Raw genomic sequence first — 19,235 nt, forward strand, 5'->3', positions numbered from 1 at the left:
AACACGACTCCGTCGCGCGTGGCGAACGACGCTGGGTTCGACGAACCTGGATTTTCAAGCCGCCCGGGCGAGCTTCGCCTTCTCGGCCGCGAAGGCCCAGTCCAGCCACGGGGTCAGCGCCTCGAGGTCGGAGGCCTCGACGGTGGCGCCGCACCAGATCCGGATGCCGGCCGGGGCGTCCCGATAGGCACCGATGTCGTAGGCGACGCCCTCGCGGTCCAGGGTGTCGGCGATGCCCTTCGCCACGGCGCCCACCACGGCGTCACCCATCGCGAGGATGTCCGGGTCGGTGACGACGAGGCAGACACCGGTGTTGCTGTAGGTGCCGGCATCGGCGGCGAGGTGGCCGATCCAGGGGGTTCGCGCCACCCAGTCGTGGATGATCCGGGCATTGGCGTCGGCCCGGGCATGCAGGGCCGGGAGACCGCCGATGCGTGTCGCCCATTTCAGGGTGTCGAGGTAATCCTCGACCGCGAGCATCGAGGGGGTGTTGATGGTGTCGCCCTTGAAGATGCCCTCGATCAGCTGGCCATCTTTGGCGAGGCGGAAGACCTTCGGCACCGGCCAGGCCGGGACGTTGGATTCGATGCGCGCGACGGCGCGGGGGGAGAGCACGATCATGCCGTGCGCGGCCTCGCCGCCCATCACCTTCTGCCAGGAGAAGGTGACGACATCGAGCTTGGACCAGTCCAGCGGCATCGCGAAGGCGGCCGAGGTGGCGTCGCAGATGGTGATGCCCTCGCGGTCGGCGGCGATCCAGTCGCCGTTCGGAACGCGAACGCCGGCGGCGGTGCCGTTCCAGGTGAAGATGACGTCGTTGCGCCGGGTGTCGACGGCCGAGAGGTCGGGCAGGATGCCGTACGCGCCGACATGCACGCGCGGCGCGATCTTGAGTTCCTTCAGGGCGTCGGTGACCCATTCGAGGCCGAAGGCCTCCCAGGCGACGACCTCGACTGTCTTCGGCCCCAGCATCGACCACATCGCCATCTCGACGGCGCCGGTGTCGGAGGCCGGCACGATGCCGATCCGGTAATCGGCCGGCACCTGCAGCACGGTGCGGGTGAGGTCGATCGCCTCCTTGAGCTTGGCCTTGCCGACGGCGGAGCGGTGCGAGCGTCCGAGCGGCGCGCCGGCCAGGGCCTCGAGGCTCCAGCCAGGGCGCTTGGCGCAGGGGCCGGACGAGAAATTCGGCACGCGGGGGCGCGTGGCGGGTCGGTTGGTCACGTGCGTCATCCTTCCAGATGAGAGCTCCTCGTTGGGGAGGAGTGGCCCGGAGACGCCAATGGACCCGCGCCGTTACGGACGCAAGCGGCCGGCGTCGCGGCGGGGATCAATCCGCACTCGCACGGGCCGTCGGACATCCCTGCCCGGACGCGGACGACCAGGGCCGGGCGGCAGGAAACCTTACGCTTGTGAGCCGCACCGCCGCGTCACTGGGCCAACCGCACGACTTCCGAAAAGTTGATCGGACCCTCGGCGGCCGGACGGCCCGATCCGGCTTGATCGGGGTCGGTGCTCATGTCCATCTGCGCGAACGGGAACTTGAAATAATTGACCAGGTGTCGACGACCGTGATCTTCGCCCAGCGTCAGACGACCCGAGACGTCGAACCCGTTCGTCGCTTCGATTACTGGCGCAGCACGGCGCTGGCACGTGTCGATGCCTCCAACACCGAGGACGTCGGGAGCTTCGCGGCCGACCGCCTGCTCGCCGTCTCGTCCCACGGAACGCTGATGCACACACGCAGCAGCGGCGTACAGGTCGAGCGGCACCACCGGCACGTCCGTTCGGACAATGTCGACGACGTCTGCGTCAGTCTGCTCGTGGCCGGCCGGGCGCATCACGAGCAGGGCGCACGCGGCGGCGTTCTCGAGGCCGGAGACCTGGGTTTCACGGCCCTCGACCGTCCCTTCGTGTCCGGTCTTCCGAGCGCCTACGAGGAGATCCGCCTGCACGTTCCGCGCGCGGCCTTCGTCTCCCACGTCGGAAGCGTCGGGAGCGTCGCCGGTCGCATGATCCGCGGCGGCGGCCCCCTCTCCGACCTGCTCGCCAGCTACCTGGCGTCGTTCGCCGGTTCGATCGAGCGCATGTCCGAAGCCGAGACGGCCCATGGTTTCGGTGCCGTGTTGCATCTCCTGAGGGGGGTCGTGGATCCGGAGGCCGGATTGCCGGACGACGCGGCGTCGAGCGTCGGTCTTCGCTCCCTGGCGGGCGCCTATATCGAACGCCGTCTCCACGATCCGGGCCTGACGCCGGACGAGGTCCGGGTGACGCTGAAGGTCTCCAGGACCCGCCTGTACGAGGCGTTCCTCGCCGATGGCGGCATCGCGGCGGCGATACGGGACGTGCGGCTCGACCGGGCACGACGCCGCCTGTCCTCCGTGGGCCGCCGCGGCAGGAGCATCACGGACATCATGCTGTCCTGCGGCTATCGCGATCCTTCGCTGTTCAGCCGGGCCTTCAAGAGCCGGTTCGGCCTGCCGCCGCGGGACTATCGCGAGACGGCGCGCCTCTGAACGGACCGCGAGCCATCCGAGGCCGCTCCCAACGCGACATCCTTGCCCGCGCGCACCGGTTCAGCCCTCGGGTGGGCGCAGCAGGTCGGGCCGGCGCTCCCGGGTGAGGCGCAGGGCTTCGGCCCGGCGCCATCGTGCGATCGCGCCGTGGTTGCCGCCCGTGAGCACGTCGGGGATCGCGTGGCCTTCCCAGTCCCGGGGCCGGGTGTAGTGCGGGTATTCGAGCTGACCGGTCTCGAAGCTCTCCTCCTCGCCGGAGGCGACCTTGCCCATGACGCCGGGCAGCAGGCGCACGCAGGCATCGAGCACCACCAGCGCGGCGATCTCGCCGCCGGAGAGGATGTAGTCGCCGATCGACACCTCCTCGAGGCCGCGCCCGGCGATCACCCGCTCGTCGACGCCTTCGAAGCGGCCGCAGACGACGAGCACGCCCGGCCCCTCGCTCAGGGCCCGCACCCGGCCCTGCGTCAGGGGACGGCCGCGCGGGCTCATGAGGAGCCGGGGCCGGGGATCGTCCGGCGCGGCGGCCGCGTCGATGGCGGCGGCGAGGACGTCGCAGCGCAGCACCATGCCGGCGCCGCCTCCGGCGGGGGTGTCGTCCACCGCGCGGTGACGCCCGAGACCGTGCTCGCGGATATCGCGGGCCTCCAGCGTCCAGGTACCCCGCGCCAGCGCCTCGCCGGACAGGGACGCGCCGAGCGGCCCCGGAAACATCGCGGGGTAGAGGGTGAGGACGGTGGCGTTCCAGGGGCTCAGGGTCATGGCGCTTGATGGCGCGGGGAGGCGCGCGCGGTCAACGTGGCACCGAACCGGCGGCGACGGGTTGTCCTGCCATGTCCGCGTCCCGCTCGCTCCGTACCCGTGCAGTCGTTCCGCTCCTGCGGACCGTCACCCTGTCCCTCGCGCTGTCGGGTTTCGCACGGCCCGCGCCGGTCCGCGCGGCCGAACCCCTGGCCCCGGCGGGCACGCCCGCCTCCGCCTTTCCCAGACCCGACCGGCCGGTGGCCGAGATCGTCGCGCCGCTCTGGGCCTCGGAGAAGCAGCGCGATTCGGTCGACGAGGTCGGGCAGGTGGTCCGCCTGATGGGCATCGCGGCCGGCCAGAGCGTCGCCGATATCGGCGCCGGCAGCGGCTACTACACGATGCGGCTGGCCGAGCGGGTCGGCCCGCAGGGCCACGTCTACGCCGAGGATGTGACGCCCCGCTACCTGCAGGGGCTGGAAGCACGCATCGCCAAGAGCGCGCTCACCAACGTCACGGTGGTGCGGGGCGAGCCGCACGACCCGCGCCTGCCGGTCGCCTCGCTCGATGCGGCCGTTCTGGTCCACATGTACCACGAGATCGCCCAGCCCTTCGGACTGCTCCACAACCTGGCGCCGATGATGAAGCCGGGGGGCAGGGTGGGCATCGTCGACGCCGACGACGTGCCCTCGCGCCACGGGACGCCGCCCGCGCTCCTGGCCTGCGAGCTCTCGGCGGCCGGATACCGTCAGACCGGCGTGACGGTGCTCGACGGCGGCGTCGGCTATCTCGCGATCTTCGAAGCGCCGGCTGCGGCCGACCGGCCGGACCCGCGCGCGATCCGTCCCTGCCGGGACGACGCCACCCGGCGCGCGAAGGACGGAGCGGGCAGCCCGCCGCGATGAGGGGCGCGGCTCACTCCTCCGCCTCGATTCCACGCAGCGGCGCCGTGAGTTCGCAGGCCAGACCCACGGGCGCGTAGGTCGTGCGGACGCTGCCGCCGACGGCACCCGCGAGGCCGCGCTCGATCAGCCGGCTTCCGAACCCGCGGCGCGTGGGCGGGACGACAGCCGGTCCTCCGCGTTCCCGCCACGACAGGGTCAGCATCGTCTCGGGGCCATCGGCCGCCACGGACCAGGTCACCGCGACGATCCCCTCCGGACAGGAGAGGGCTCCGTACTTGGCCGCGTTCGTCGCGAGTTCGTGGACCATCAGGGCGAGGGACAGGGCGGCCTTCGAGCCGACCTGGACGAACGGCCCGGCGAGCCGCAGGCGTCCCGACTCGGCATCGTCGTGGATCTCGAGCGCCCCGCGGATCACCGCCTCGATGCTCGCGCTCTCGCGCGCCCCGTTGAGGAGCAGGTCATGGGCCTTGCTCATCGCGAACAGCCTGTCGGCCAGGACGTCCCGGGCCGTGTCCAGGTCGGGAGCGTTGCGGAGCGTCTGGGTGGCGATGGCCTGGACCATGGCCAGCATGTTCTTCATGCGATGGCTGAGTTCGCGGTTGAGGACCGCCTGCTGCTCCTCGGCCCGCAGGCGCGCGATGCCGACCTGGACCCGATCCGCGACGTTGCGGACGAAGGCGACCTCCTCGGGATGCCAGGTGCGCGGCGCCCGGCTGTGGACGAAGAACAGGCCGACGCTTCGGCCGCGCTCGCGCACCGGCACGTTGAGCAGGGCGCCCACATCGATCCGGGCGAGACGGCCGGCCGTCTCCGCCGTCCGCGGGTCGTCCGCCACGGCGTCGACGACGAGGGTTTCCCCGCGCGCGAAGTCGGGACCGAGGGTGTCCTGATTCACGAAGGGATGCCGGCCGACGAGGCTGGCCGTGCCGGCGGTCGTCCAGTCGCGGTGGACGGTGATGTGCTCGCCGGCCGCGTCGAGCTCGCCGTAGCCGGTCCGATCGGCGTCGAGGGTCCGGCCGACGATCTCGGCTGCCCGCTGGGTCATGGCCGGAACGCAGGCCTCGTTGCGCAGGAAGTCCCCGAGTTCGATCAGCGCGGCGCGCCGGAGCGACGCCGCCCGGGCGTAGATCTCCTCGGCCTTGACCAGCGCGATCTGCCGGCGCTCATGGATGAGGGTCGTCACCTGGCGCGCGAGGCGCCGCAGGCCGTCGGCCTGATCGTCCGTCAGCCCGTCCGGGCGCGGCTGATGATCGAGCACGCACAGGCTGCCGAGCACCTGGCCGCTCCGCATCCGCAGGGGTGCTCCGGCATAGAAGCGGATATGCGGCGCGCCCGTGACGAGCGGATTCCGGCAGGTGCGCGGATCGTCCGCCAGGTCCGGAATCACGAGCAGATCGGCCTCGCTCAAGGCATAGACGCAGACCGAGGCGTTGAGATCGGTCTCGCAGGGCGGGAAGCCGGCGCGCGCCTTGAACCACTGGCGGTCCTCGTCCACGAGACTGATCAGGGCGACCGGCGACCCGCACAGCAGACGGCACAATTGCACGACGTCGTCGAAGGCCTGTTCAGGGGCGGTATCGAGAATGTCCAGAGCCCTGAGCTCAGTAAGCCGCGCGGGATCGCCTGTATCTGGCCTGATACCTTGCTCGAGGTGGTAACTCATGGGGGAACTTTCCCGGCGGCCAATCGTTGTACCGACCATTTAAGTTCATGTCACTTAGTTCGAATGGGTTTGCCTGCACGCGTCCCGGACGTCGCGCCGCCCCACGCACCGTGTTCTTACCCTCCCGAAACCACTGCCCGCCTGGCCCGGGTTCGCACGACGATCCGGAGCCGGCACAGGGATCCGCGACGCCGCGTCCCTCCATCGACATCCCATTATGCAACTCCAGATTAGGATTTGCCGTGGCATGTGAAGCAATGCTCACGAACGGATGTGGGATGATCGCCGATGCGGATGCTGGTTGATCTGATGCACCGGCTGCGCTCGGCGCAGACCTGGATCGGGCTGGGCATCCTGGCACCACTCGGGTTGCTCGCGATCGCCGGGCTGATGTTGCTCGACCTGCGCGCGGATGCCTGGGACAAGGCGACGCAGACCTCGCGCAACCTGCTCCAGGTGATCGAGCGCGACATCGCCCGCAACATCGAGATCATCGACCTGTCGCTGCGCGGGGTGGCCGACAACCTGACGGCGCCCGGATTCGCGGCGAGCAGCCCCGCCCTGCAGCAACTCATCCTCTTCGACCGGGCCGTGATGGCGCGGGACATGGGCGTCATCCTCGTGGTGGACGAGAACGGCAAGACCCGCTTCGACGCCAACGGGATCCCCGCCCGTCCCCTGAACAACGCGGATCGGAGCTACTTCCGGGTCCACCGCGATCGGCCCGATGCCGGACTCTTCATCAGCGAGCCCGTGGTGTCGCGCCTCCTCGGCGTGCCGGTCATCGTCCTCAGCCGCCGGATCAACGGACCCGACGGCCGCTTCGCCGGTGTGGTCCAAGCCTCCCTGAAGCTCACCTTTTTCAGCGGGCTCTTCGCCAACATCGCCCTCGGGACCAAGGGGGCGATCAACCTCTATCTCGCGGACGGACGGCGCCTGATGCGCCACCCCGTCGTCGACGCGGATATCGGCGTCACCGTCGCGGACGCGCCGACCTTCCAGCGCTTCGTGCGGGAGGGCGCCGGCACCTTCGTCGGCGCCTCGGTCCGCAGCGACGAGAACCGGCACCACGCCTTCACGCGAATCGGCGATCTGCCGCTGATCCTGGACGTCGCCCTGGCGGCCGAGGAGATCGAGGCGGAATGGCGCGCCAAGGCGCTGGTGATCGGCAGCGCCGTGATGATCCTGTGCGGCCTGTGCGCCGGCCTCTCGCTGCTGTTCGGGCGCGAACTCCGGCACCGGAGCCGGATCGAGGCGGAGCTGGCGCGCCTGTCGCTGACCGACGCCCTGACGGGCCTGCCGAACCGGCGCCGCTTCGAGGAGGCCCTGGCGGAGCGCGGAAGGTCCGGCCGGCCGCCCGACCAGCCCCTGTCCCTGCTCGTGATCGATGCGGACCACTTCAAGGCGGTGAACGACCGCCACGGCCATGCCGTGGGCGACGAGGTCCTGAAGGGGCTGGCGCATTGTCTGACGGCGAGCGCCCGGCGCCCCGGCGACCTCGTGTGCCGCGTCGGCGGAGAGGAATTCGTGCTGTTGCTCGCCGCCGACCTGGCGGCCGCCCAGCGCGTCGCCGACCGGATCCATGCCGAAATCCGCCGTTTCGGCCTCCCCGGCGCCGGCATCCCCGTCGGCTCCCTGACGGTGAGCATCGGGCTCGCGAGCACGTCCACGGGAGGCGGCGGGCCGAGGGCGGTCCTGGACCTCTACCGCGACGCCGATGCGGCGCTCTACGCGGCCAAGGCGGACGGCCGCGATAGGACCCGCATCGGCCGGACGCCGCGTGAAACGTCGGCCGGCGCGGATCGGGCGCCGACCTGGGCCGTGACGTCCGAGACCGGTTCCGTCTGAGGGCGGACCGCGATCCGGCTCTCGGGCGGGCTCTTCCCCTCAGATACGTTCTTTCATTCAGACGGGCTCTTCGGGCGGGCGCGGCTGGGCCGGCGCGAACAGATCGTCCGGCGGATCCACCACGACGCGGCCGCCGGCGACGTCGAGCTCCGGCACGAAGGCCTTGGTGAAGGGCAGGAGTGCGGTGGCGCCGCCGAGCGCCGGCTTGATCTCCAGGAGATCGCCGCCGCCGTAATTCGGCACGTCCGCGACGGTACCGAGGACCGCGCCCTGCGTGTCGACCACTGCGAGGCCGACGAGGTCGGCGGTGAAGAATTCGTCCGCGTCCGCCACGGTGCCGAGGCGCTCGCGGGGCAGGAACAGGGCGAGGCGGTTCAGTCCCTCCGCGCCGGTGCGGTCGGTCACGCCCTTCACCCGCACCACCAGGAGGTCGGGGGCGCCGCCGCCGGCCTGGCGGATGTCGGTGAACTCGATGCGGCGGCCGTCGGCGCCGATCAGCGGCCCGTAGGACGCGATCGCCTGCGGGTCGCCGGTGTAGGATTTCAGCCGGACCTCGCCGTTGAGCCCGTGCGCCCGCCCGAACTCGCCCATCTGGACGAGGCTCGGGTCGGTGGGCGGTAGCGGCGCGTCGGCTTCGGGCTTCGGCCGGTGGGCCGAGGTGGCCGCATCGCTGCCGATGCGGCCGGGGCGCGCACGGCGGCCACCGTCACCGTGGGATGAAGTGCCTCCGGGACGGCGGGCCATGCGCGGACGCGCCTCAGGCCGCGGCGTCTTCGGCCGGGGCGGCGGCCTTCTCGGCGCGCTTGGCGGCGCGCTCCTTGGCCTTTTCGCCCGGCTCGGCCTTCTGCGGGTTGTTGCGCGCGGGGCGCTTGGCGAGGCCGGCGGCGTCGAGGAAGCGCAGGACGCGGTCGGTGGGCTGGGCGCCCTTGGCGAGCCAGGCCTGGATCTTGTCGGCCTCGAGCACGATGCGGGCCGGATCGTCCTTGGGCTTCATCGGGTCATAGACGCCGACCTTGTCGATGAAGCGGCCGTCGCGGGGTGCGCGGGCGTCGGCGACGACGATGCGGTAGTACGGGCGCTTCTTGGCGCCGCCACGGGTGAGGCGGATCTTGAGGGACATGGTTCTACTCCAAAGGTCAGTGTGTCGTGTGAGGGCGAAGAGCGCGTAGCGAATGGCGAGTAAGTGGGCGCGAACCCGACTCGCAATGCGCTACGCCCCCCGTCGCTACTTCTTCTTCCCGAAGGGAAATCCGCCGAGACCCGGCAGGCCGCCGGGGCCCTTGGGACCCCCGAGCCCGGGCAGGCCCGGCATCTTGCCCCCAAGGCCCGGAGGCATCGGGGGGAGCTTGCCGCCGAGCTGCTTCTGCATGTCGGCGATCATTTCCGGCGTCGGCTCGGCCATGCCGGGGGGCAGGCCGGGCATGCCGCCCATGCCACCGCCACCGCCCATGCCTCCCGCGCCCATGCCGAACATCGAGCCCAGGGCCTGGCCGATGCCGCGCTTGCCCGAGCCCATCGCCTTCATCATGTCGGCCATGGTCCGGTGCATCTTGAGGAGCTTGTTCAGCTCCTCCACCTTCGTCCCCGAGCCCGCAGCGATGCGCTTCTTGCGGGAATTCTTGAGGATGTCGGGATTCTTCCGCTCCTGCGCGGTCATCGACGAGATGATGGCCCTCTGACGGGCGAACATCTTCTCGTCGAGGTTGGCGTTCTCGACCTGCTTCTTGATCTGGCCCATGCCCGGAAGCATGCCCATCAGGCCGCCGATGCCGCCCATCTTCTCCATCTGGGCGAGCTGCATCGACAGGTCGTCGAGGTCGAACTTGCCCTTGCGCATCTTCTCCGCGGTGCGGAGCGCCTGCTCGTGGTCGATGGTCTCGGCCGCCTTCTCGACCAGGCTGACGATGTCGCCCATGCCGAGGATGCGGTTGGCCACGCGGGAGGGGTGGAACTCCTCCAGGGCGTCGACCTTCTCGCCGGTGCCGACGAGCTTGATCGGCTTGCCGGTGACGGCGCGCATCGACAGGGCCGCGCCGCCGCGCGAATCGCCGTCCATGCGGGTCAGCACAATGCCGGTGACGCCGAGGCGTTCGTCGAAGGCGCGGGCGGTGATCACCGCGTCCTGGCCGGTGAGCGCGTCGGCGACGAGGAGCACCTCGTGCGGGTTGGTGGCGGCCTTGACCTCCGCCGCCTCCGCCATCAGCGGCTCGTCGAGGGTGATGCGGCCGGCGGTGTCGAGCATGACCACGTCGAAGCCGCCGAGGCGCGCGGCGTCCATGGCCCGACGGGCGATCTGCACCGCCGACTGGCCGGCGACGATCGGCAGGCTCTCGACCTCGACCTGCTTGGCCAGGATGGCGAGCTGCTCCATCGCCGCCGGGCGGCGGGTGTCGAGGGAGGCGAGCAGCACCCGGCGCTTGTCGCGGGCCACCAGGCGGCGGGCGATCTTGGCGGTGGTGGTGGTCTTGCCCGAGCCCTGCAGGCCGACCATCAGGATGGCGACGGGGGCGGGGGCGTTCAGGTCGATGATGCTCGCATCCGAGCCGAGCATCGCCACGAGTTCGTCGTTGACGATCTTGACGACCATCTGGCCGGGGGTGACCGACTTCAGGACGACGGCGCCGACCGCCTTCCCGCGCACCTTCTCGGTGAATCCGCGCACCACTTCGAGGGCGACGTCGGCCTCGAGCAGGGCGCGCCGGACCTCGCGCAGGGCGGCGGTGACGTCGGCTTCGGTGAGCGCGCCGCGCCGCGTGAGGCCGGAGAGAATTCCGGAGAGGCGATCGGACAGGCCTTCGAACATGCGTCAGGCTCCCTGGACCGGCATCGTCGTCGAACCGGTCACTGGTTCACGCCCGCGCTTTCGGCCCGGCGCGCCTGGAGCGCATCCTCGAAGCCGCGAATCGCCTTGGCGAACTTGTCCCGGCACTCCGGGTTGCAGAAGCCCACCACCGCGCCGTTGTAGAGGGTGAGCGAGTCGGCCGCGATCGGCTTGCCCGACCAGGGGCAGGTGTCGTTCACCGCATCCTCGATGCGCAGGGTCGTGTTCGCGGCAGCGTTGGGCATCGGGACTCGACGACGACGGTGTGACCGGGGCCGACGCTCTATCCCCAACGCGAAGCTCGCCCGAGGGCGCAGCGCGCTGTCGGGCGTTGACCTCCGGCCTCGCAGGGCCGGTCGGCGTTCGTGATGACGATCAGACCGTCGAATGAATAGGGAGGCGGTTAGTCCGACGGCGTGGGCAAGTCAAGTTTTGCCGGTCCTGAACGGCTTCGCGCTTGACAGGGTCCGGCGGAGAATATAGGAAGAAAATCCTTATCGTCGGTCGCCCGGGGGATAAAACGTCGACACGCAGGGTCACCAGAGAGGACTGGCCTCCTGGCTTCGAGAACGCACGCTCGTTCCCTCCGCGCCCGTCACCGACAGGAGATCGTTTGCGTGTTGGACGAACCCATGCGCGGACGCGGTGCCGGTAGAGATCCCCCGCGGCTGGCGCCCTCCCTCACCCCTCTGGGAGGCGGAGGGATTTTCGCGAGCGCATCCTCGCCGGCACGTTAAGCTGTCATAACCCTGTTCGAGGCGCCATGGACGAGCCACACGATGCCACGACGCAGCTAATCGCGAACGAGCGCGCCAAGCTGACCGCCACCTACGTGAACGGTGTGGCGATCGCGGTGCTCGCCGTCGGAGGTCTGGCCCCGCTGTTTTCCCAACGGGCGGCGCAGGCGAGCCCACCGGACAGGCCGTGGCTGACACCCGTGCTTTCCCTGCTTTGCATCTGCGTCAGCGGAGTCCTACATTGGGCTGCGAGAGGTTTCTTGCGGGAACTCCGGTAATGGACGCCCACACCCTGACCCTGCTGCTGTTTCCGCTCGGCGCCTTGGCGCTGGGCCTCGGAACGCTGTGGTTCGCCCGCCGCGCGCATTGAACCCGGCCGGCTGACCGATCCGATCAGCGTCCCGACGCCGGAAGCCCCGGCAGCGCCGTCAGGGTCGCGTCGGAAAACGCCATCGCCTTGAACAGACTGCCCATGCCCCGCCGGGACGGGTCGGCGAGACGCGTCGCCGCCGCTGTGATCGTCTCCCGCTGCGCCGGCGAGGCGTTCCCTCCCAGCCGCTCGGCGCGCTCGCGCAGGCCGAGGGCGAGGAGGAAGTCGCGCTGGTCGACGGGGCCGTGCAGGGACGCGCCTTCGCCGGTGGCGGCCCGCCCGAGGGCGGCGAAATCCACGTGGGTGGTGAGGTCGGCTTCGCCGGGCGCGTCGAGGGGCGGGACGAAGGCGTGGCCGCGCACCGCCTGCAGCGAGTCGCCGAAGCCCGGGCGGACATGGCCGTAATCGACGGCCAGCACCGCGCCCCGGTCGGCGACGACGCGGCGGGCGAGGCCGCGCACGGTGTCGAGGGCGGCGCTCGGCAGGGTCATCAGGACGCCGGTGGGGCCGCTCGCGGTGATGCGCGTGTCGGGCTCCGCCGCGAGGCCGAAGGCGAGGCCGCTGCCGTCCGGCGAGAGGCCGACGAGGCGCTCGAACCAGCCGCGCTCGGCACGCTGGAACTGGCGGACCGGGAGGGCGTCGAAGAACTCGTTGGCGACCACGAGGGTCGGGCCGTGCGGCAGGGTCGCGATGGAATCGTGCCAGGTCGGGGCGGCGTCCGAGAGGCGGGCCGCCTGTTCGGCCCGGAGCACCGGGCTGGTCTCGACGAGGTGAAGAGCCGGGCGCAGGTCCGGCGCGGCGCGGGCCAGCGCCCGCAGCGCGTCCTGCATCAGGGTGCCGCGACCGGGTCCGAGTTCCACCAGGGCGAGCTCGGCGGGCGCATCCATGGCAGCCCAGGTCGCCGCGATCCAGATCCCGATGAGCTCGCCGAACATCTGGGAGATCTCGGGGGCGGTGACGAAGTCGCCGGCCGGCCCGAGAGGGTCGCGGGTGCGGTAGTAGCCGTGCACCGGATGGGCGAGGCAGAGGCCCATGTAGCGGTCGAGCCCGATCGGGCCCGAGGCCAGGATCTCGTCGCGGATCTCGGCGAGGAGCGGCCTCGTCACGCCGCGTCGACCTTGGCGGGCGTGACGGGGCCGGCCTCCTCCGCCGAGCCGCGCGGGCGGGTGGTGCCGCGCAGCGCCAGGACGATGGCGCCGATGCCGACCAGCGCCATCGGCACGCACAGCACCATCCCCATGGTGATGCCGCCGGTGGACCAGGTCTCGGTGCCGAACAGGTAGCCGAGCTGCCGGTCGGGCTCGCGGAAGAACTCGCAGAAGGTCCGCGCGATGGCGTAGCCGAGGACGAAGATGCCACCCATCAGGCCGGGCCTGCGGAAGCCGCTGGCGCGCACCGCGACCATCATCACGACGAACAGGAGCGCGCCCTCGATGGCCGCCTCGTAGAGCTGGCTCGGATGGCGGGGCAGGGGGCCACCCGTGGGAAACACGACGGCATAGGGGAAGTCCGGGGCGATGCGGCCCCAGAGCTCGCCGTTCACGAAATTCGCGATGCGCCCGAAGAACAGCCCGATCGGCACCACCACGCCCGCGAGGTCGAGGAGGGTCAGGGCCTGGAGCTTGCGGGCGCGGGCGAAGAGCACCATCGCCAGCACGGCGCCGAGGAAGCCGCCATGGAAGGACATACCGCCGTTGCGGATGGCCAGGATCTCGACGGGATCGGCGAGATAGAGCGGCAGGTTGTAGAACAGGACGTAGCCGATGCGGCCCCCAAGGACGACGCCCAGCGCCACCCAGACGATGAGGTCGTCGATGTCGTTCAGGCTCGGGCGCCGCACCACGCCCCAGGAGCGGTCCGCCGCCACCAGCCGGCGCGCGTAGTACCAGCCGCCGAGCAGGCCGACGATGTAGGCGAGCGCGTACCACTTGATGGTGATCGGCCCGATCGCCACCGCCACCGGATCGATGGCGGGGAAGGGCAGGGCGAGGAGCGGCGGCATCGGCGAGGCGTCCCGGTTGAGCCGGGGCATTGGGCCCGAGCCCGCCGGGGGGTCAAGCCCGGTCGGGACATGGCCGGCGGGCGCCGCCGGCCTAGGCAGGGGTCAGACGGCCTGCGCTCAGGCAGCCCGGACGGTGGCGAGGAAGCCGGCGACTTCCGTGCGCAGCTGCTCGGACTGGCGGGACAGGTCGGCGGAGGCGCGCTGGACCTGGTCGGCCGTGGCGCCGGCCTCGGCGGCCGAGCGGGCGACCGCCTCGATGTCGTGGCTCATGGCGCCCGTACCCGAGGAGGCCTGGCCCATGTTGCGCACGATCTCCTGGGTCGTCACGCCCTGCTCCTCCACCGCGGCAGCGATGCTGCTGGTGACGACGCTCATGCCCTCGATCCGCGTCACGATGCTGCGGATCGCGCCGGTGGCGCCGGTGGTGGCCGAGCGGATGGCGTCGACCTGCTCGGCGATCTCGGTGGTGGCCCGGCTGGTCTGCTCCGCGAGGTTCTTCACCTCCGCGGCGACCACGGCGAATCCCCGACCGGCCTCGCCGGCCCGCGCCGCCTCGATGGTGGCGTTCAGCGCCAGGAGGTTGGTCTGGCTGGCGATCTGCGAGACGAGGCCGACGACATCGCCGATCCGGGTCGCGGCATCGGACAGGGTCTGCATGGTGGCGGCCGTGCGCCCCGCCTCGTCGACGGCCTGGGCGGACATGGTGGAGGCCTGTTCGACCTGACGGCCGATCTCGCCGACCGTGGCGCCGAGCTCTTCGGCCGCCACCGCCACGGCGTTCACGTTGCCGGCGGTCTCCTGCGCGGTCGCCGCCACGGAGGTGGAGCGACGCGCCGTGCCGGCCACCGCCTCGGTCATGCCGGTCGCGGCACCCTGCAGGTCGCTGGAGGCCTGCGAGACGGTGCCGACGATGCCGCCGACGGAGCGCTCGAAGCGATCGGCGAGGTCGCGCAGCAGGGTCCGGCGTTCGGTCTCCTCGCGCAGGCGCGCCGCCTCGGTGGTCTTGAGCTGCTGCGCGGCCTCCTCGAGGGAGATGTCGCGGATGGTGACGACGGCCCGGGCGATGTCGCCGATCTCGTCGGCCCGGCGGCTGCCCGGCACCTCGGCCAGGGCCTCGCGGCGGGCCAGGGCCTGCAGGGCGCGGGTCAGGGCGCCCAGCGGGCCGACGATGGTGCGTGCGAAGAGGAGACCGAGGATCGCCGTGACGGCGAGGACGGCGAGCGCCGTCATCGCCAGGGCGCGGGTGAGGGTGCCGACGGCCGCGAGGGTCTCGTCCTCGGCCTGCTCGGCGATGATCGTCCAGGGCGCGCCGAGAACCGACACGCGGGCGGTGGCGACCATCCGGTGGCCGCTGCCGCTCGTGTAGGTGAAGGGCCGGTTGCTCGCCAGATCGCCCTTGTCGAAGCCGAGCGCCGTCGCGGGCTTGCCGGCGATGACGGAGCGGGACAGGGGCGGGTTGCTGCGCAGGGCGCCGTCCGCGCCGACGGCCATGACCTGGCCGGTCTCGCCGAGGCCGCCGCGGTCCGAGAGGGTACGGTCGAACAGGGCCGGTGTCAGGCGCAGCAGGACGAAGCCGATGCGCGACGCTTCCTGGCCGGTGCCCATGGCGACGTTGGCGCGGCGGGCGATGGCCCGGCCGATGAAGGCCGACGGAACCGCTTCGGCCGGATAGGCGGCGTAGTCCTCGTAGAGCGTCGCATCGGGGTCGGCGGTCTTCAGGCGCGCCACGAGGCGGGCAAGACCCGTCGCGGCGAGCTCCGGCTCGGCCAGCGCGCGGCCGAAATCCGCACCCTTGGTCGTGGTGTAGACGATGCGTCCGTCCTCCGAGACGAAGACGAGGTCGGCGTAGCCCGGCCGCTCGAGAATCTTACGGGCCACCTCCTGCACCTTGGCGTGGCGCCGGCCGTACATCGACCCGGACACTTCGGCACCGAGGCGCGCCTCCAGGGTGGCACCGCCGGTATAGGTCCGGACGAGGCTGGCGAAGTCCGGCTTGGCCGGGTCCAGGGCCTCGACGAGGTCACCGAAATTGCCGCCGACCTGCGGATTGCCCGCCACCGTGACGAGATCGCCGCCGACGCGCTCGGCGACCAGCTCGATGCCGGCCTTGCGGGCGGAGGCCGCGAATTGCAGCCGTTCCTGGGCCGCGTCGACGAGGCCGGAGCGGGCGCTGTACCAGCTCAGGCCACCCATGACGGTGGCGCTGACGAGCGCCAGACCGACGGTGATCGCGGGGAGGCGGAAGTTGAGGCTGGTGAGACGAGGCATTCGAGGCGACCGGTGAGGAATTCGAGCGCCGCTTCTATGCTCAAATGTTGAAGTAAAACTTTCGCGGTTCAGTCCTCGAAAAGTATTAAAAATACCAGCACCACCGGTCGTGGTAATGAAAGAACCCTGAGTTGTTACGGTTGCCTTGGCGCGTGCATCGATGACCGATCGCTCGGACAATCCATCGTTGCGCTCGAGGGTTTCGACTGTCGGGTCTCAGGCCGCCACGTCTGCGCTGCCGCGACCGTCGTCGAGGAACATCCGGTAGGCCGGGTTGTCGGTCTCGTCGATGCAGGGATAGTGCAGCGCCTCGATGGCCGCGTCGAAGCGGGCGCGCTCGGCCGGCGGTACGTCGATGCCGGCGAGCACCCGGCCGTAATCGGCGCCGTGGTTGCGGTAGTGGAACAGGGTGATGTCGAAGCCGTCGCCGAGGGCGTCGAGGAACTTCATCAGGGCGCCCGGCCGCTCCGGAAACTGGAAGCGGTACAGGCGCTCGTCGGAGAGGCCGGTGGCGCGTCCGCCGACCATGTAGCGGATGTGGACCTTGGCCATCTCGTTGTCGCTCATGTCGACGGCGCGGTAGCCGGCGGCCTTCAGCGAATCGATGAGCGCGTGCTTCTCGCGGAGGCCGCCCGCGAGATTGATCCCGACGAAGATCTGCGCGTCGCCGCCGGCCGCGTGGCGATAGTTGAACTCGGTGATCGCCCGGGGGCCGAGGGTCTGGATGAAGGCCCGGTAGGCGCCCGGCCGCTCGGGGATGGTGACGCCGAGCAGAACCTCGCGCTGCTCGCCGATCTCGGCGCGCTCGGCGATGTGGCGCAGGCGGTCGAAGTTGAGGTTCGCCCCGCTGGAGATCGCCACGAGCGTGCCGGTCCCGCCCTCCTGGCGCGCGGCATAGGCCTTGGCGCCGGCGAGCGCCAGGGCGCCCGAGGGCTCCGAGATGGCGCGGGTGTCGTCGAAGATGTCCTTCACGGCCGCGCACATCGCGTCGGTGTCGACGGTGATGACCTCGTCGAGGAATTCGCGGCAGAGCCGGAAGGTCTCGGCTCCCGCCTCCCGCACGGCGACGCCGTCGGCGAACAGGCCGACGGTGGGCAGCACCACGCGCTCGCCGGCGGCGAGCGCCGCGGCCATGCAGGCGGCGTCGTCGGGCTCGACGCCGATGACCTTGGTCTCCGGGCGCAGGTACTTGACGAAGGTGGCGATGCCGGCGGCCAGGCCGCCGCCGCCCACGGGCACGAAGATCGCCTCGATCGGCCCGGAATGCTGGGTCAGGATCTCCATCCCGATCGTGCCCTGGCCGGCGATCACGTCCGGATCGTCGAAGGGATGCAGGAAGGTCAGCCCGTCGCGCGCCTCCAGTTCCCGGGCATGGCCGAGGGCCTCGTCGAAGGCGTCGCCGAACAGGATCACTTCGGCACCCCGGGCCCGGCAGGCATCGACCTTGATCGCCGGGGTGGTGCGCGGCATCACGATCACCGCGCGCACGTTCAGGCGGGCGGCGGCGAGGGCCACGCCCTGGGCGTGGTTGCCGGCCGAGGCGCAGACGACGCCCTTGGCCAGAAGCGCCGGGTCGAGCCCCGACATCTTGTTGTAGGCGCCGCGCAGCTTGAACGAGAACACCGGCTGCAGATCCTCGCGCTTCAGGAGCACCGGGCGGGCCAGGCGCGCCGACATGCGCGGCATCGGATCGAGGGGGCTCTCGATGGCGACGTCGTAGACGCGGGCGGTGAGGATCTTGCGGATGTAGTCGGTCAAGGAGACACGAGCTCCGGGGTGGCGCGATGCGTGGGATGTCGCCCGCACATAGACCTTCGGAGCCGCAGAAGCGAGCGAGGTGGATGCAGGCCCGACGCGCCCCGGCGCCGCGCTGGGGCTCAGGCCACACCACGGGCCGGTTCAGCCCTGGCGGCGTTCGAAGCGGAACGGGCGGTGTTCGTCAGCCAGGGCGCGCATGTCCACGCTCCAGAGACCGTCCGTGTCGCCTTCCAGGGTGAAGTGGAGCGCGTAGCAGACCGGATCCGACCCGGCGTGATCGCGGAACTCGATCTCGTCGAGCCACCAGGGCTCATCGGCGCGACCGCAGGCTCCCGTCCGGTCCACGAACTGATCGAGATAGGACGCGGCCTCGTCGCGCAGGGGGCCGAGCGACGCGGCCACGATCGCCGCGACCGCGGCCTGTGCCGGGCCGGGCGCCCCGTTCGCGTCGCACAGATGGAAACGGACATGGCCGATCTGCCGGACCCATCCGGCCGGTCCCGCCCGGCTGTCGTCCGCCTCCATCGCACTGGCTTCCCTACTTGTCGAACAGCGCCTGGAGCGCCGCCCGATCCTTGGTCGTCGGCAGGGCGATCAGGGTGAGGATGCGCGCCTTGTCCGGGGTCAGGTCGTCGGCGAAGACGGCCCCGGCCTTCAGCAGCGTGTTGCCCCCGCCCTTGAAGCCGTAAACCGGCAGGGCGCGGCCGTTATAGACCTTGGTGGCGACGATCACGGGGACGCCCCTGGCGATGACGTCCTTGATCGCGTCGTGCATCTCGGCGTTCATGTTGCCCCAGCCATAGGCCTCGACGACGATGGCCTCGGCCCCCGTCTCGGCGGCGTGGCGCACCTGGCTGCCGTCGGCACCGGCATACATCGCGACGAGATCGATCCGGGGCATCCGGTCGGGCAGGGGCAGCGTCTGACGGCGCAGCGACTTGCGGCTGAAGATCACGCGGTCCTCGTCGACGTAACCGAGGAACCCGGCATCACCCGAATTGAAGGTCTCGACGTTGCTCGTATGCGTCTTGCGGACCTCGCGGGCGGCATTGATGTGGTGGTTGAGCGTCACCGTGACACCCATGCCGGTCGAGCCGTCGGAAAGGATCTGCCGGGCCGCGTTGAGGAGATTGCGCGACCCGTCCGAATCCCAGTCGGAGGCGTTGCGCTGGGCGCCCACCAGCACGATGGGCTTGTCGCTCTTCACGGTCAGGTCGAGGAAGTAGGCGGTCTGGTCCAGCGTATCGGTGCCGTGCAGGACGATGGCGCCGCGAACCGACGGGTCGGCCAGGATCTCGTCGACCTTGCGGGAAAGGGCGGGCCAGCGGTCCGGTCCCATGTAATCGCTCGGGACGTTGCTGAACTCCGTCACGGCGATCGCGGCGATGTCCTTCAACTTCGGGACCGCGGCGACGAGATCCTCGCCCGAAAGCGCGGGCACCGGCGCGTGGGTGGTGGGGTCGAGCTTCATCGCGATCGTGCCGCCGGTCGCGATCACGGCGATCTTCGGGAGATCGGCCGCACCCGCTGGATGCATGAGGAGAAGTAGACCGCTCAGGCCGAGTAAAGTTTGTCTCAGGATTGCGACGACTGCCATGAACGCACC

The 19,235-nt window shown here is 70.8% G+C and carries 16 protein-coding genes; 3 read left to right on the forward strand and 13 right to left on the reverse strand.

Annotated elements, in window-relative coordinates:
• Positions 1–54: 54 nt before the first annotated feature.
• Positions 55–1,233: a phosphoserine transaminase gene (locus tag ACLBWX_RS18035; protein WP_447678382.1), complete on the reverse strand. Its 1,179-nt coding sequence runs from the start codon at positions 1,231–1,233 to the stop codon at positions 55–57.
• Between the two features lie 326 nt (positions 1,234–1,559).
• Here ACLBWX_RS18035 and ACLBWX_RS18040 point away from each other — a divergent pair, with 326 nt between their 5' ends.
• Positions 1,560–2,516: a helix-turn-helix domain-containing protein gene (locus ACLBWX_RS18040; protein WP_447678383.1), complete on the forward strand. Its 957-nt coding sequence runs from the start codon at positions 1,560–1,562 to the stop codon at positions 2,514–2,516.
• Between the two features lie 60 nt (positions 2,517–2,576).
• On the opposite strand, the gene trmD is transcribed toward ACLBWX_RS18040, so the two are convergent.
• Positions 2,577–3,278, reverse strand: coding sequence for a tRNA (guanosine(37)-N1)-methyltransferase TrmD (gene trmD / locus ACLBWX_RS18045; RefSeq protein ID WP_447678384.1), 702 nt, complete (start codon positions 3,276–3,278; stop codon positions 2,577–2,579).
• A 71-nt stretch (positions 3,279–3,349) separates the two neighbouring features.
• Here trmD and ACLBWX_RS18050 point away from each other — a divergent pair, with 71 nt between their 5' ends.
• The gene (locus tag ACLBWX_RS18050) at positions 3,350–4,162 is read left to right on the forward strand and encodes a class I SAM-dependent methyltransferase (RefSeq protein ID WP_447678385.1); all 813 of its coding nucleotides are present in this window, start codon (positions 3,350–3,352) and stop codon (positions 4,160–4,162) included.
• 10 nt (positions 4,163–4,172) lie between these two features.
• On the opposite strand, the gene ACLBWX_RS18055 is transcribed toward ACLBWX_RS18050, so the two are convergent.
• A complete protein-coding gene (locus ACLBWX_RS18055; RefSeq protein ID WP_447678386.1) occupies positions 4,173–5,825 on the reverse strand; it encodes a sensor histidine kinase in 1,653 nt (550 codons plus the stop codon).
• A gap of 288 nt (positions 5,826–6,113) precedes the next feature.
• Between ACLBWX_RS18055 and ACLBWX_RS18060 the strand changes: the two genes are divergently transcribed.
• Positions 6,114–7,673 (forward strand): sensor domain-containing diguanylate cyclase, encoded by a 1,560-nt coding sequence (locus tag ACLBWX_RS18060; RefSeq protein ID WP_447678387.1) that lies wholly within the window; start codon positions 6,114–6,116, stop codon positions 7,671–7,673.
• Between the two features lie 57 nt (positions 7,674–7,730).
• Here the strand turns inward: ACLBWX_RS18060 and rimM are convergent, their stop codons facing one another.
• The 10 genes from rimM to ACLBWX_RS18110 all read right to left on the reverse strand — a co-directional run bounded on the left by rimM (position 7,731) and on the right by ACLBWX_RS18110 (position 19,226).
• Positions 7,731–8,417 (reverse strand): ribosome maturation factor RimM, encoded by a 687-nt coding sequence (gene rimM, locus ACLBWX_RS18065; RefSeq protein WP_447678388.1) that lies wholly within the window; start codon positions 8,415–8,417, stop codon positions 7,731–7,733.
• A 13-nt stretch (positions 8,418–8,430) separates the two neighbouring features.
• On the reverse strand, positions 8,431–8,793 hold the full coding sequence (gene rpsP / locus ACLBWX_RS18070) for a 30S ribosomal protein S16 (RefSeq protein WP_108034162.1): 363 nt from the start codon (positions 8,791–8,793) through the stop codon (positions 8,431–8,433).
• A gap of 105 nt (positions 8,794–8,898) precedes the next feature.
• Complete coding sequence (gene ffh / locus ACLBWX_RS18075; RefSeq protein WP_447678389.1) at positions 8,899–10,476, reverse strand: signal recognition particle protein; 1,578 nt, start codon at positions 10,474–10,476, stop codon at positions 8,899–8,901.
• Positions 10,477–10,514: 38 nt separating this feature from the next.
• A complete protein-coding gene (locus tag ACLBWX_RS18080; RefSeq protein WP_056475430.1) occupies positions 10,515–10,739 on the reverse strand; it encodes a hypothetical protein in 225 nt (74 codons plus the stop codon).
• An 885-nt stretch (positions 10,740–11,624) separates the two neighbouring features.
• Positions 11,625–12,707 carry a class I SAM-dependent methyltransferase gene (locus ACLBWX_RS18085; protein ID WP_447678390.1) on the reverse strand — a complete coding sequence of 361 codons (1,083 nt, stop codon included), beginning with the start codon at positions 12,705–12,707 and terminating at the stop codon, positions 11,625–11,627.
• Positions 12,704–13,603, reverse strand: coding sequence for a prolipoprotein diacylglyceryl transferase (lgt, locus tag ACLBWX_RS18090; RefSeq protein ID WP_447678391.1), 900 nt, complete (start codon positions 13,601–13,603; stop codon positions 12,704–12,706). Before lgt ends, ACLBWX_RS18085 begins: the two co-directional genes overlap by 4 nt.
• A 117-nt stretch (positions 13,604–13,720) precedes the next feature.
• Positions 13,721–15,871, reverse strand: a complete 2,151-nt coding sequence (locus tag ACLBWX_RS18095) for a methyl-accepting chemotaxis protein (RefSeq protein WP_447678392.1) — start codon at positions 15,869–15,871, stop codon at positions 13,721–13,723.
• 216 nt (positions 15,872–16,087) lie between these two features.
• Positions 16,088–17,677, reverse strand: coding sequence for a threonine ammonia-lyase, biosynthetic (gene ilvA, locus ACLBWX_RS18100; protein WP_447678393.1), 1,590 nt, complete (start codon positions 17,675–17,677; stop codon positions 16,088–16,090).
• Positions 17,678–17,770: 93 nt separating this feature from the next.
• On the reverse strand, positions 17,771–18,154 hold the full coding sequence (locus ACLBWX_RS18105) for a hypothetical protein (protein WP_447678394.1): 384 nt from the start codon (positions 18,152–18,154) through the stop codon (positions 17,771–17,773).
• A 13-nt stretch (positions 18,155–18,167) separates the two neighbouring features.
• Positions 18,168–19,226: an asparaginase gene (locus ACLBWX_RS18110; RefSeq protein ID WP_447678395.1), complete on the reverse strand. Its 1,059-nt coding sequence runs from the start codon at positions 19,224–19,226 to the stop codon at positions 18,168–18,170.
• Positions 19,227–19,235: the final 9 nt, after the last annotated feature.

Source organism: Methylobacterium sp. M6A4_1b (genome assembly GCF_053345175.1).

Excerpts from the sequence above, each read along its gene's own strand:
- ACLBWX_RS18110 (WP_447678395.1), bottom strand. The coding sequence starts at position 19,226 with ATGGCAGTCGTCGCAATCCTGAGACAAACTTTACTCGGCCTGAGCGGT.
- ACLBWX_RS18105 (WP_447678394.1), bottom strand. The coding sequence starts at position 18,154 with ATGGAGGCGGACGACAGCCGGGCGGGACCGGCCGGATGGGTCCGGCAG.
- lgt (WP_447678391.1), bottom strand. The coding sequence starts at position 13,603 with ATGCCGCCGCTCCTCGCCCTGCCCTTCCCCGCCATCGATCCGGTGGCG.
- trmD (WP_447678384.1), bottom strand. The coding sequence starts at position 3,278 with ATGACCCTGAGCCCCTGGAACGCCACCGTCCTCACCCTCTACCCCGCG.
- ACLBWX_RS18095 (WP_447678392.1), bottom strand. The coding sequence starts at position 15,871 with ATGCCTCGTCTCACCAGCCTCAACTTCCGCCTCCCCGCGATCACCGTC.
- ACLBWX_RS18050 (WP_447678385.1), top strand. The coding sequence starts at position 3,350 with ATGTCCGCGTCCCGCTCGCTCCGTACCCGTGCAGTCGTTCCGCTCCTG.
- rpsP (WP_108034162.1), bottom strand. The coding sequence starts at position 8,793 with ATGTCCCTCAAGATCCGCCTCACCCGTGGCGGCGCCAAGAAGCGCCCG.
- rimM (WP_447678388.1), bottom strand. The coding sequence starts at position 8,417 with ATGGCCCGCCGTCCCGGAGGCACTTCATCCCACGGTGACGGTGGCCGC.
- ffh (WP_447678389.1), bottom strand. The coding sequence starts at position 10,476 with ATGTTCGAAGGCCTGTCCGATCGCCTCTCCGGAATTCTCTCCGGCCTC.
- ACLBWX_RS18055 (WP_447678386.1), bottom strand. The coding sequence starts at position 5,825 with ATGAGTTACCACCTCGAGCAAGGTATCAGGCCAGATACAGGCGATCCC.
- ACLBWX_RS18080 (WP_056475430.1), bottom strand. The coding sequence starts at position 10,739 with ATGCCCAACGCTGCCGCGAACACGACCCTGCGCATCGAGGATGCGGTG.
- ACLBWX_RS18035 (WP_447678382.1), bottom strand. The coding sequence starts at position 1,233 with ATGACGCACGTGACCAACCGACCCGCCACGCGCCCCCGCGTGCCGAAT.
- ACLBWX_RS18060 (WP_447678387.1), top strand. The coding sequence starts at position 6,114 with ATGCGGATGCTGGTTGATCTGATGCACCGGCTGCGCTCGGCGCAGACC.